General features: G+C 57.7%; 11 protein-coding genes and 1 pseudogene. 9 read left to right on the top strand and 3 right to left on the bottom strand.

The genetic code is table 11. The features are described from left to right. On the bottom strand, positions 1–1,227 hold a 1,227-nt coding region (locus tag JI62_RS05850; protein ID WP_141101301.1), incomplete at its 3' end, for a PhoX family protein. A 208-nt stretch (positions 1,228–1,435) separates the two neighbouring features. Between JI62_RS05850 and hemP the strand changes: the two genes are divergently transcribed. From hemP to JI62_RS05815, 7 genes and pseudogenes are all read left to right on the top strand, one after another. Continuing rightward, entirely contained in the window at positions 1,436–1,621 is a 186-nt protein-coding gene (hemP, locus tag JI62_RS05845) for a hemin uptake protein HemP (RefSeq protein WP_088699257.1), read from the top strand. A gap of 119 nt (positions 1,622–1,740) precedes the next feature. Further along, positions 1,741–3,717 (top strand): TonB-dependent receptor domain-containing protein, encoded by a 1,977-nt coding sequence (locus JI62_RS05840; protein ID WP_088699256.1) that lies wholly within the window; start codon positions 1,741–1,743, stop codon positions 3,715–3,717. A 31-nt stretch (positions 3,718–3,748) separates the two neighbouring features. Next, positions 3,749–4,804, top strand: a complete 1,056-nt coding sequence (locus JI62_RS05835) for a ChuX/HutX family heme-like substrate-binding protein (protein ID WP_088699255.1) — start codon at positions 3,749–3,751, stop codon at positions 4,802–4,804. Then, positions 4,801–5,679, top strand: coding sequence for a heme/hemin ABC transporter substrate-binding protein (locus JI62_RS05830; protein WP_088699254.1), 879 nt, complete (start codon positions 4,801–4,803; stop codon positions 5,677–5,679). Before JI62_RS05835 ends, JI62_RS05830 begins: the two co-directional genes overlap by 4 nt. Further along, a complete protein-coding gene (locus JI62_RS05825) occupies positions 5,676–6,716 on the top strand; it encodes a FecCD family ABC transporter permease (RefSeq protein WP_088699253.1) in 1,041 nt (346 codons plus the stop codon). The genes JI62_RS05830 and JI62_RS05825 overlap by 4 nt, the downstream gene beginning before the upstream one ends. 53 nt (positions 6,717–6,769) lie before the next feature. After that, positions 6,770–7,471, top strand: a pseudogene (locus tag JI62_RS05820) (ATP-binding cassette domain-containing protein); the annotation flags it as partial. A gap of 111 nt (positions 7,472–7,582) precedes the next feature. Next, complete coding sequence (locus JI62_RS05815; RefSeq protein ID WP_240513153.1) at positions 7,583–7,957, top strand: YbaN family protein; 375 nt, start codon at positions 7,583–7,585, stop codon at positions 7,955–7,957. 105 nt (positions 7,958–8,062) lie between these two features. Here the strand turns inward: JI62_RS05815 and JI62_RS05810 are convergent, their stop codons facing one another. Both JI62_RS05810 and JI62_RS05805 read right to left on the bottom strand, forming a co-directional pair. Next, the gene (locus JI62_RS05810; RefSeq protein ID WP_088699251.1) at positions 8,063–9,541 is read right to left on the bottom strand and encodes an AlbA family DNA-binding domain-containing protein; all 1,479 of its coding nucleotides are present in this window, start codon (positions 9,539–9,541) and stop codon (positions 8,063–8,065) included. Positions 9,542–9,955: 414 nt separating this feature from the next. Next, a complete protein-coding gene (locus tag JI62_RS05805) occupies positions 9,956–10,462 on the bottom strand; it encodes an Lrp/AsnC family transcriptional regulator (protein ID WP_088699250.1) in 507 nt (168 codons plus the stop codon). Between the two features lie 203 nt (positions 10,463–10,665). Here JI62_RS05805 and JI62_RS05800 point away from each other — a divergent pair, with 203 nt between their 5' ends. Beyond that, positions 10,666–11,682, top strand: coding sequence for a 1-aminocyclopropane-1-carboxylate deaminase (locus JI62_RS05800; RefSeq protein ID WP_088699249.1), 1,017 nt, complete (start codon positions 10,666–10,668; stop codon positions 11,680–11,682). 129 nt (positions 11,683–11,811) lie between these two features. Further along, positions 11,812–12,153 (top strand): DUF6482 family protein, encoded by a 342-nt coding sequence (locus tag JI62_RS05795; protein ID WP_088699248.1) that lies wholly within the window; start codon positions 11,812–11,814, stop codon positions 12,151–12,153. Positions 12,154–12,196 lie beyond the last annotated feature (43 nt).

The raw sequence follows: 12,196 nt of genomic DNA, 5'->3' as shown, positions 1-12,196 counted from the left end.
ATCCAAATATTTGTTGCCAATGGCAAGACGATCGTACTCTTCACCTGGGCGGTTGGCATCGGCGGGATCCCAGGCGGCATCAGAGACATATTTATATACGTACTCGTTGCGGGCATCGTGGCCTGAGTAGTAAACCACTGGCTGACCGGCTTCCAGCTTGCCTAACCAACACCCTTCATGGCGGAAACGGCCGAGTGCCGTACGCTTAACCGCCAATGCATCACTATAGGGATCCACTTCCACCTGGTAGCCGAACGTGCGTGCTTCGTTACGATAATCATCTTCGGCACGTTCGCCGCGCGGGGCAATGTCGAAGCGAGCAAATTCGTCATTCTGTTCTGAGGCATCACCTGCCGAAGTATCCCAGCCATAGCGGCTTTTATCGGTGGGAATACCAATCCGCGCATCGTCCTGGAAGCGTTCGCCGCGGTTCACAAAGATATCGGGCCAGTTCTCTTCACAGGCTATATAAGTGCCCCAGGGCGTTACCCCGTTACCACAGTTATTGTTGGTACCACGGGTTTGGGTACCCTCAGGCGAAAAGCGCGTTTTGACGTAGTCACTGCCCGCCACTGGCCCGGAAAGTTCCATCACCGTCGCACTGGTAAGACGACGGTTATAGCGCGAACCCGGTACGTGCGCCCATTGGCCGCTGGCGTCTTTTTCCACCTCGACAAGGGTGACACCGTGAGCATTGATTTCGGTGCGTGACTCCTCGGCCGGACGCTGGCCCTCATCCGCATTGGTGGGGCCGCCCTGGGGCGCCCAGAGTGCCGACTGGTCGATATACTCATTGTTAAGCGCCAGCACAAAACGCCGTGAGGCGTTGTCGGTATCCAGGGCAAAGCCAGCCATGCCGTCATGGTGCATGCCCACACTCGAGGCTTGGCGCTCGGCGGTCATTGGCTGGTCAGGCTGCCAACTGTCGCCAGCGCTTAACGGCGTCCCCCAAGGCACTAAGACTTGGGCCACGTAACCTTCTGGCACCACCACAGCATCGGTAAGTGATCCTTGAACCGCCTCAAACGCCAGTGTCAGGGGTGTTTTTTGGGCTCCGCTTGAGGCAAGCGCTTGAGCAGCGCCGCCAAAGCTAAGCATCGAGGCAGCCGCCATGCTCAAACCACCGCGCATCACATCGCGCCGGGATACATGGTGCGCCAATACTTCGGCGAAAGGTTGATTGCCGCTGTGGTTAAACAGGCGATGATCTTCGATCTCTTTACTCATTCTGGTCTCCCCCTGATCGTTTGTAGGCCAACGATTGAACGTTAGGAGACACTAAAGAAGCTAAATGACAACACGATGACGTAGTGGCTGCATTTAGATGAAGAACGTGTGGTTAACCCGCCTATCCTCTCCAAATCCTATTGAGAGATACCGACAACTCTGCTAAATTAACGCTAATAGTTATCATTAACATAGGAGTTATCCTCTCATGCAGATCGCCGATAAGGGCACTCGCCAGGGGGAGACGCCCCAAAGGGATACGTCAGCCTCAGCGCCCCGCGAAGTAGATAGCAGCGAATTGCTCGGTAGCTCAGGCCAACTGGTGATTCACCATGAACAGCGCCGCTATGTGTTGCGCCGCACTAAAAGCGGCAAGCTAATCCTCAACGCTTAAAGCTGTTAACGCTTCAGGCCCTGATTAATTTAAAGATTTATACAGCAAAGCCAGCCAGGTAGCCCATCGCACCCAGCCAGCGACCTCTTCCACTTATCCCTGTTGGAACTCTCTGGCTTATGAACCACACACTCACTTTTGGTGGCCTCTGTTTAACGCTGCTCCCACTGTTAGCCGCTCAAGCAAACGACGCCGAGCTTAACCCAGTGACGGTCACCGGCACCCGGGCGCCTACGGATCTTTCACAGGCGCCGCTAATTATCGATATTATTGATCGTGATGATGCGGTGCTGGCCACCGCCAGCCGGGTCGAAGATGTGCTTAGCCGCCAACCCGGCCTGCATGTGGCTGGCCAAGGGCGTCGAAATGGCCAAACTTTGAGCATGCGCGGCTTTGGCAGCAAAGGGGTGCTGGTACGTTTGGATGGCGTTCGTCAGGATATCTCCACCGGCCATATCGGCAACTTCTTTCTCGACCCAGGCTTGATTCAAGAAGTGCAGATAGCGCGCGGTGCGCTCTCCAGCCTTTACGGCAGCAATGCCATGGGCGGTGTCGTCAGCTTCACCAGTGTGAATGCCAATGACCTGCTTGCCCCTGGCGAAGATAGCGGCGTACGCCTTTCCGTAGGCGGTGCGACGGCCAGCGACGAAATGCGCGGCAGCCTGACGGCCTTTGGCCGCCGCGATACCGCAAATGGCCAGGTGGATGGTCTGTTTTCAATCGGCCGCAGTGAATCCGGTGATATTCGCCGCGCCGGGGGCGATGAAGCCGAAGAGGATGCAACGCTCAATAGCCTGCTGCTAAAAGGCGGTTGGGAGCCAAGCGACGACCAGCGGGTATTTATGAGCTGGCAGCACTACGACGAACGCGCCACCCAGCCCGCCAACCCACAGCAGCTTTCAACCGATGCCAGCAATCCTCTGCGTGACCGCGATGTGGTAAGCAACAACGTCCAGTTGGGCCACCGCTGGCAGCCCAGCGCTGCCACCGAAGTCACTTCGCAGCTTACCTTTAGCCAACAAGATATTGACGAGCCCCTGGCCAACCGCACCCTAGAGCGGGCCGGTCTCCAGAGCGACGGCTACCACACCATTGATCACGGCTGGCTCTCGCAAACGCTGGTGTTCGGTGCCGAGCTGGAGCAGGCACGCCAACGGCCAGATGGCGAAGCGAATGGCTTCCCTAAAGCCGATATCGACACCCAGGCAGCCTATCTCGACACCACGCTTACCGCTGGCAGTTATTTGAAAAATGGCGGCGCCGGGCAGTTTGATGTTGGCCTGGGGGCTCGCTACGACCGCTACGACGCCAGTGGCCAAAACGGCGCCGATAGCGTCCACGACCAAGTGTCACCGCGCTTTCGTCTTGCCTGGCGGCCCGATGATGCCTTGATGCTGTTCTCGGGCTACGCCGAAGCATTTCGCGCGCCCAGTCTTTCCGAGCTTTACGCCAACGAGCGCCACTTTGCCGGTTTCTGCGCCGGGCCAGCCTTCTGCACGCCGGACAATTACTGGATTCCCAACCCCAACCTCTCGCCTGAATCCAGCCATACCTGGGAAAGCGGCGTGGTTTGGCATCAGGGCGACTGGCAGGTTCGTGCCAGCTACTTCGATACTCGCGCCGACGATTTTATCGACACCCACGTCGACATCATGGCGGGCACCACCCAGGCGGTGAACGTTCAGCGTGCCCAGCTATGGGGCTATGACGCCCGGGTGACCTGGCAGCCCAACGCCTTCCCACTACTCACCAGCTTTGCAGGCCTTTCGGAAGTCTCCGGAAAAGACCGCGATTCTGGCGAGCCCCTAGGCAGTCAAACACCGTTGGAAGCCACTCTGGGTAGCGAGGTGGCTCTGTACAACAGCGATATTCGCCTGGGCTGGCAAGCGCGTTTTGCCCAATCCTTCGATAAGCAGGGCGATGACGATCGCCTGCCCGGCTATGGGTTGCACGATGTGCATCTTGCCTGGCAACTCACTCCGGCCGTGGATACCTCGCTGCGCCTTGCCAATGTGGGCGACAAGGTGTGGTACCGCCCCGACGGCAGCCTGGGCGATGGGCGCAGCCTGTTCGCCACCCTCAACTGGCAGTGGTAAATCCATGCAGTCAACCCGATAGAGGTGCGTCATGATTCCATCCCAACAGATCGCGATTATCGAAGCCTTTGACGCGGCACGCGCCGCGCAGCCGCGGCTACCGGCGATTGAGATTGCCGAACGCTTATCGATCAGCGAAGGCGAGCTGCAGGCCGCCCGTTTAGGGCGCGACGTGTGGACGCTGCCGCTCTCGCCCAGAGATATCGCCGCTTACCTGCCCCAGTTGGGGCGGGTTAAGGCGTTGACTCGCTCCCGGCTGGCCGTGCTAGAGCAAACCGGCGACTACCCTGAGCTTAGCGGCGGGGAGCATACTGGCCTGTTGCTCGATCCTGGCGGCCTGGATTTACGGCTGCTCTACACGAACTGGCACTGGGCCTGCCTGATTCGTGATCCTATGCCGGACACCAGCACGCAAGAGGCGCAGTGGCGCTGGAGCCTGCAAATATTCAACCAGCATGGCTGCGCCGTTCACAAGTGCTTTGCCCTGGAGAACCCGCTGCCGCGCCCCTGGGGTGCCTTAGCAGCCTTGGGCACTCGGGACACTCCTGCATTTACCCAAAGCATGCCCCGCCTAAAGCGCCCACTGCCCGAAGCGCCGACCCTCGCTAGCGAGTGGGCCGCGATGCGCGACGTGCACCAGTTCTTTGCCCTCCTCCAGCGCCATCATCTGGAGCGTATTGAGGCCAACCAGTTAATGGAAGGCCGCTATACCCAAACGCTGCCCGTCAATGCCCTGGAAACAGTGCTGCAGCATGCAAGCCTACGCGCGCTGCCGTTGATGCTGTTTGTCGCTAGCCCCGGCTGCGTACAGATCCGCACCGGTAAATTACCCACCCCGCAACGCGCCCGCGGCTGGCTGAATCTATTTGGCGAGCAGTTCACCCTGCACCTTGATGACACCGCAATTGACCAAGTGTGGCAAGTCAGCAAACCCAACCGCGACGGCGGCGTGACCAGCATTGAAGCCTTCGACGCCGAAGGTTCGCTAGTGCTGCAACTCTACGCACAGCGCCAGGAAGGCCGCGCGGAGCGTCGCGAGTGGCGGCAGTTGCTGGATGAGCTCGGCAGCCAAGAGGCGGTGGCATGAACGCAAAACGCCTGATGCGCCGCTCACTGGCAGTACTGCTTATAGGATGGCTAACCACCGGGGCCGCATTGGCCAGCGAGCGCTGGGTAGTGCTGGGCGGTGATATTGCCGAAACCCTGGCCGCCCTGGATGCCGATATCAATGTTATTGCTCGGGACGACACCGTGGTGCACCCACCGGCAATGGCCGAGCTGCCCTCGGTGGGTTACCTGCGCCAGCTCTCCGCTGAAAGCGTCCTGTCGGTTAAACCTAACCGGGTGTTAGCCGCAGGGCACGCAGGCCCCAAGGAAGTGCTGGCGCAGCTTGAGGCGGTGGGGATCGACGTCGCCACTATTAACGCCCCGCCAACCCTTGATGCCATTGCCGATAAAGTCCGCGCCGTCGGCCAATTAACTGATCGCAGTGACGCAGCTGGGGCATTGGCAGACGCTTTGGATGAGAAACTTGACCGGCTAGCCAACCTGCCTGCCCTACCCCCGACCCGAGCCATGTTTATCATGCAGCATAGCGGCTTAACACCTCGGGCGGCGGGCAGCGATACCGCAGCACATAGCGCGCTCGAAGCGGTGGGCCTGACCAATGCCTTCGCCGCGATGCAGGGCTATCACAGCGTGGGTGCCGAAGCCCTGGCCCGGCAAGCGCCGGAGGTTGTGGTTGTCTCCGAGCGTGGCCTGGCGGCAATGGGTGGCGAAGCCGCGCTATGGCAGTTACCCGGTATGGCGTTAACCCCCGCAGGCCGAGAGCAACAGCTGATTGTCATTGATGACCAAGCCTTGCTTGGCTTTGGCCCGCGCACGCCCGATCAGCTACTCACCCTGCGCCAGGACGTTGAAGCGCTATTGGGCGTACCAACTAGCGCCCAGCTAAGCCCATGATAGCCATACTTCACACTAACCGCTTCTGGATGCGGCTGCCGCTTAGCCGAACCAGCCGCGTGCTCGCCGGTTTAACCGCAGCGCTGCTGCTGGCCTTAGCTTGGGCGGCCGCCTCCGGTGCGTTGGGCATTTCCCTCTGGGGACTCATCAGCGGCCAAGCCGACCCGCTCAGTATTCAAGTGTGGTGGCAACTGCGCCTGCCGCGCTTACTGCTGGGCGTGGCAGTGGGTGCAATGCTTGCCGGTAGCGGCGCCGCTATGCAAGGGCTGTTTCGTAACCCGCTGGCCGACCCTACTCTGCTTGGCCTTGCCAGCGGTGCCGGGCTTTTCGTAGCGGTATGGATCGTGCTCTTTCAAAACAGCGGCACAGGCAGCCTTTACGGTCAGTTTGCGGCAGGCTTTCTGGGCGCCTTATGCGTCTGTTTGATTGTCTTTGGCATCGCCAAGCGCCAGGGCGGCGGCAGTGCCGCTGTGATGACCCTGCTACTGGCTGGTTTGGCCATCAACACCCTAGCCGGAGCTGGCGGTGGGGTTTTAGCCTTTATCGCCAGCGATGAACAGCTACGCCAGCTTAGTTTATGGGGCATGGGTACGCTGACTAACGCCCTGTGGCGCACCACGGCCTTAGCACTCGTCCTGATTGCCGTTGCCCTATGGCTGTTAATGCGCAGCGCTCGTGAACTCGACCTGCTCCAGTTGGGTGAAGCTACCGCCCATGCGGCGGGACTGGATGCGGCGCGTTTAAAACGCCGGGTGGTGATCGCGACCTCACTGGGAGTAGGAATCTGTGTGGCGCTCACCGGCGTCATTGGCTTTTTGGGCCTGCTGGTGCCCCACTGCCTGCGGCTTTGGCTAGGGCCTGGCCACCGGCTGTTGCTACCCGCTTCGATGCTCGGCGGCGCGCTACTGCTGGTCGTGGCTGACACCCTGGCCCGCACCGTCGCTGCCCCGGCAGAAATCCCCGTCGGGCTGCTGACTAGCCTGCTCGGCGGCCCTTACTTCCTGTACCTACTAATGCGTAGGAACCGAGCATGCTAACGCTCCATCAGGCTGGCTTAACCACCACACCTACTATCGCTCCACTGGATGGCACGATTCGCCCCGGCGAGCTGCTAGCCATTGTCGGCCCCAACGGCGCGGGCAAGAGCACATTGCTCAGCATGCTGTCGGGGTTTCGAGCTGCCGAACAGGGCGAACTACATCTGGATGGCACACCCTTGCGCGAATGGCCCATTGCCGAACTTGCCAATCGCCGAGCGTTGGTCGCCCAGCAGGAGTTACCCGGCTTTGACTGGCAAACCGACGAGCTGTTGAGTCTAGGCAGTAACCCGGCTAAATCACTAGTAGCGGCGCTACTGGATGATCTGGATCTAACCCGCCTCGCCAAGCGCAGCGTACTCTCGCTGTCCGGCGGCGAACGCCAGCGGGTGATGATCGCGAGAGGCGCCTGCCAGCTACTCTCAAGGTGTTCTCCCACCGCCAAGGATGGCGGTATTTTACTTCTGGATGAGCCTACCAGCGCCTTGGATATCGGCCAGCAGCAGCGCCTGATGCGCCAACTGCGCGGTTGGGCCACGCAGCACCACATGGCCATTGTTTGCGTGCTCCACGACCTTAATCTCGCCAGCACCTACGCTGACCGGGTATGGTTGCTACATCAAGGGCAGCGTATTGACCATGGTCTACCCAACCAAGTACTCAACCCCGCAACCATCGCGAAGATTTACGCGGCCGAGCTGCAGCACATTGAGGGCGGCCCCCATGGCAAGCCTCTGCTCGCCCTGGCGCCTTAAGACGGCTTTCAGCAGCCAACGAGCCGAGTGGCAAAGCCCTCATATAAGTCCATACTTATCCATACGTAACGGGCAATATATGCATCACCGCGCGCTAATTGGGGAGCAAGAATGAGACTGATCAGCCTCATGTGGGTCGTGTTGGCAGGGATGAGTTTTAGCATCGGTGTATTAGGCATCTTTCTGCCCCTGCTGCCGACCACCGTGTTTATGCTAATGGCTGTTTACTGTGCCTCCAAAGGCTCACCGCGCTTTGAGGCCTGGATCCGCTCCCGCCACTATGTCGGGCCACTGCTGGTTACTTGGGAGCAAGAGCGCGCCATCCCCCGGCACGCTAAGTTGGCGGCTGTTAGCATGATAGCGTTGAGTGCTCTGATCACCGCTTGGTCACTCGGCCCCGGCTGGACTCGCTGGGGCGTGATCGCTCTACTGATGCTGATTGCCGTTTGGCTGGCCACCCGGCCAGAGCCCACAGTAAGAGAATAATCGACAGTAAACCTGCGACAACGCTTCAACGGGGTAGTCAAGAAGGTAGCCCTGATATGTCGGGTATTTAACGTTTCTAGAAGCGGCCATTATGAATGGCGGTGTTCATGTTAGATCCTTAGTGTCCTGCAAAAAGCGCTGCCCTTTAGGGGTTAAGCGGTATTGCTGAAGGCGGCTATTGGGCTTCTCGGGCAGCGTCATTTCAATAAACTGCTGCTGGCGTAAATTGCCTACCTGTTTATTGAGTTCACCGGAGACGCCCTTGTGACCCAGCTCACGCGCCATGGCTGCTTTTCCCAGCGGCTCCTGCTGCAGTATCAGCAGCACTCTGGCTGCCAGCGCTGACTCTAGCCGTGACTCTAGCCGTGACTCTAGCCGTGACGCTGACTTCACTGACTCAGCCTGGGTCAGTGAAGCTGACTGCTGGATCGCAACCGGTGCGGCCAGCCGAATACTCAAACGCACGCGATTGACAATTTCTTCAATATGCGGCTCTGGCAGCCCTTGGGCGTGGGCTTCCGCGAAAATACGCTTTACACCGCTGCCCCACTGCTCTATCAGTCCTAGCTCACGAAACACGCGGGCAATCACTGGGTTGCGAATCATGGAAACGCCGCGTTTCATGTCTTCTATGGTCATGCCAGGCATGAGCAGCCCTGGGCTTTCAATCTCGATACGGTCGTCAAAAAAACCAATGCGTATAGGGCTACCGCGCTGGGAGTAGTCACTATGTACCAAGGCATTGATGATCGCTTCACGCAATATGGTCAGTGGAATGCTCCAGACATCGCGACGGCGCATGGCCCCAAACTCTGCTTGCTTGAAGGCGTGTTTTTTGAGAAATAACTCAATTTCATCAACCGCTTGGGGTAGCGGCGAGTGGATATCTGCCTGATCAAAGATCTCGACCTTATCGGTGCCGCGAAAACGCCCACACTGAATCCAGGCATCTTCAAAGTGCCAGTGGCGCTCGTGGCCAAACAACAAAATTCCACCAACGCTGGGTACTAGGCGACCTTGATACGGCACCAGTAGCCGTAATGTTCGTAACTTGTTGTCATCAAGCGGTTGTTCGCTGCTGAAGGCTTGCTGTATGGCGTTTTGGTCAAGGTCGTCACGGCTAAGTTCGAGCATGGGCTGAACATCAAACGTAGTGCCGCTCGCTTGGCGCTGCATCTCCTGGATAAGAGCCAACCCCGCCTGCCGATTACTCGAACCGAGCCGCACCAGCACACCGTTTTCTTCGCCTAACGCTCTGAGAAAGTGTGGGCGAGCGCTACTCAAAAACACTTCAATACACACCAGGGTATGTTCATCCACGCTAACCAATTCAATATTGGGCAATAGCCGGGGGTGAATGGCATCCGCGATCATGCTAGTAAGGCGCTCCTCCATATCCAGCGGATCATCCACGCCTAGCACTGTGCCGTCGTCGTCAACACCAATGATCAGTTGACCACCTGCTGTGTTGGCAAAAGCGACCAAGGTTTTCAATATCGGCTTGGGCGATGACAAGTCGCGCTTGAATTCAAGCTGCTTACCTTCAGGCTCGCTTAAGCGCTGTTCAATGGTCGCGGTGGTCATGGCACATCCTAGTTGATATCGAAATACGCTCAAGTGCCTTTACTTGGGTACTCTTAAGTGACTGCAGCTCCACTGGCTATTACCGCCAGGCCTACCATCATAATGGGGGGGGGGTGAATAGAACTTATCGGAAAACGAGATTGCGTATACATCGCCAAAGCCAGTGTGTTCAACTACTGATGCATTATTCGCAGCAAGTTGCTGAGGCATCACTTTCCCCTGGGACTATAGTCGAAAATATGCCAATAAATGCGAAAATTGTCATTGGATTCGACAGATGACTCAGCAGTGTATTGCCCCCCCCCCGCATTATTGGTCGTCAGTAACACCCCCGCAGCAGATGCCGACCAGAAAACCAAAAATGGCTTGTCACATAGTGACGATCTATTGATTACAACCCCGCTTTCCAAAAGACTAAACCAGCACCTTATGGGTCGAGACCACCTGACGCAGCCCCATAAACGAGCGGATCTGGCGCACGCCGGGCAGGTAGAGCAACTGTTCAGCGTGCAGCCTGTTGAAGCTTTGGCTGTCCCGGGTGCGTACCAGCATAAAATAATCAAACTCCCCCGTTACTACGTGACACTCCATACAGCCAGAAACCTTCTGGGCCGCCTTTTCAAAGGCCGCGAAGGATTCCGGCGTCGAGCGATCCAGTACCACGCCAATCAATACCACCATACCCGCCTGTAGCTGCTCCGGGTCTAAATGGGCCACCACCCGGCTGATTACCCCATCCCGCTTAAGCTTTTCCACCCTGCGTAAGCACGCCGCCGGGCTCAAGCTCACCTGCTCTGCCAGTGCCACATTGGAGAGCGTGGCATCGTCCTGAAGCAGTTTAAGGATACGCCGATCTGTTCGGTCTAGTTCAGCGGCCTGATCATCAGGCTCAGGACGTGAACGGGAGGTTTTTGAGCGCATTATTATTTACCCTATTCATCTACAAACACTATTTAAACCCACATAAAACATGTTTTAGCAACTTTTATTGCTTTAAACCAGCCAACTTTGCAACACAAAAATCATAGCTAACACTTACTATAAATAGCAGAGAGCACGCCAATTGTTCACAACAACCTTAGCCGCCCTATATCGCCCCCAATGTTTTAAAGCTGGAGATTGCTATGAACCTCGAACGCTTCCCACGTTACCCACTCACCTTTGGCCCCTCTCCCATTACGCCGCTCAAGCGGCTAAGCGAACATTTAGGTGGTGAAGTTGAGCTCTACGCCAAGCGCGAAGACTGCAACAGCGGCCTGGCCTTCGGTGGTAATAAAACCCGCAAACTGGAGTACTTAATTCCTGAGGCGCTGGAAAAAGGCTGCGATACGCTGGTATCGATTGGCGGCATCCAGTCCAACCAGACCCGGCAAGTGGCAGCAGTGGCCGCTCACCTGGGCATGCAGTGTGTGCTGGTGCAGGAGAACTGGGTCAACTACTCCGATGCGGTATATGACCGAGTGGGCAATATCGAGATGTCCCGCATCATGGGCGCCGATGTACGCTTGGATGATGCGGGGTTCGATATCGGCATTCGTCCCAGCTGGGAGCAGGCGATGGAAGATGTGCGTCAGCGTGGTGGCAAACCGTTTCCGATACCCGCGGGTTGCTCTGAACACCCTTACGGCGGTTTGGGCTTCGTTGGCTTTGCTGAAGAGGTGCGTCAGCAGGAGAAAGAGCTGGGCTTTAAATTCGACTACATCGTGGTGTGCTCGGTCACCGGCAGTACTCAGGCGGGCATGGTGGTGGGGTTTGCCGCCGATGGCCGTGCCCAGCGAGTGATTGGCATTGACGCCTCTGCCAAGCCTGAGCAAACCCGTGAACAGATCCTGCGCATTGCGCGCAATACGGCTGAGCTGGTGGAATTGGAAGGCGGTATTAGCGATGACGATGTTATTTTGGATACCCGCTACGGCGGCCCCGAGTACGGCCTGCCCAACGAAGGCACGCTGGAAGCCATTCGCCTATGCGCTCGGCTTGAAGGCGTGCTCACCGATCCGGTCTACGAAGGCAAATCCATGCACGGCATGATCGATATGGTGCGCAACGGTGATTTTCCGCCAGGCTCCAAGGTGCTCTACGCCCACCTAGGCGGTGTACCTGCGTTAAATGCCTATAGTTTCCTGTTTAGAAATGGATAATAAGTAAAACACCTGCCCCGAACCGTCTGATCTAGCGTCTAAATAACGTCGATCAGACGGTTACTGCTGTACAAATAAAGCACACCCTTTAGTCTTGGCGTATAAGATGCTCACTCATGAGGATACGCCATGTCTTCAACGCTGCCCGCTCACCTCACCCTTGAAGAACTGGCGCAATGTTCCGCACCGCTGCCCGATGTAGAAGTACACGGACTCGATATGGGCTGGTACATCGTTCGCCTGCATCAGGATAACGCCGTCAGTTTACTCACCGACCAGAATGGTGAAGCGCAACGCTTTACCGGTACGCAGTGGATTGGTCGCGCGCTGGCGCCGCTGGGGTTCACCCACGGCACGCTGACCTGGGCCGACGCTACCGATGAAATGATTGGCACCGACGTAGCGCCCGTTTCTGCCCAGCAGCGCATGGCCTATGGTGTTCGCGTGGCGTTCAACCATACCTGTCTATAACATTCATAAAGCGAGCCGCCAGGAGTTTGCACTTCTTTAACAC

Origin of the sequence: Halomonas campaniensis (assembly GCF_002211105.1) — a bacterium.
Classification (GTDB): Bacteria; Pseudomonadota; Gammaproteobacteria; order Pseudomonadales; family Halomonadaceae; genus Vreelandella; species Vreelandella campaniensis_A.
Note: the sequence above shows the minus strand (reverse complement) of the source record. Positions and strands in the feature narration are given on the sequence as shown.

Coding starts and splice junctions, on each gene's coding strand:
- hemP (WP_088699257.1), top strand. CDS start 1,436: ATGCAGATCGCCGATAAGGGCACTCGCCAGGGGGAGACGCCCCAAAGG.
- JI62_RS05840 (WP_088699256.1), top strand. CDS start 1,741: ATGAACCACACACTCACTTTTGGTGGCCTCTGTTTAACGCTGCTCCCA.
- JI62_RS05835 (WP_088699255.1), top strand. CDS start 3,749: ATGATTCCATCCCAACAGATCGCGATTATCGAAGCCTTTGACGCGGCA.
- JI62_RS05830 (WP_088699254.1), top strand. CDS start 4,801: ATGAACGCAAAACGCCTGATGCGCCGCTCACTGGCAGTACTGCTTATA.
- JI62_RS05825 (WP_088699253.1), top strand. CDS start 5,676: ATGATAGCCATACTTCACACTAACCGCTTCTGGATGCGGCTGCCGCTT.
- JI62_RS05815 (WP_240513153.1), top strand. CDS start 7,583: ATGAGACTGATCAGCCTCATGTGGGTCGTGTTGGCAGGGATGAGTTTT.
- JI62_RS05810 (WP_088699251.1), bottom strand. CDS start 9,541: ATGACCACCGCGACCATTGAACAGCGCTTAAGCGAGCCTGAAGGTAAG.
- JI62_RS05805 (WP_088699250.1), bottom strand. CDS start 10,462: ATGCGCTCAAAAACCTCCCGTTCACGTCCTGAGCCTGATGATCAGGCC.
- JI62_RS05800 (WP_088699249.1), top strand. CDS start 10,666: ATGAACCTCGAACGCTTCCCACGTTACCCACTCACCTTTGGCCCCTCT.
- JI62_RS05795 (WP_088699248.1), top strand. CDS start 11,812: ATGTCTTCAACGCTGCCCGCTCACCTCACCCTTGAAGAACTGGCGCAA.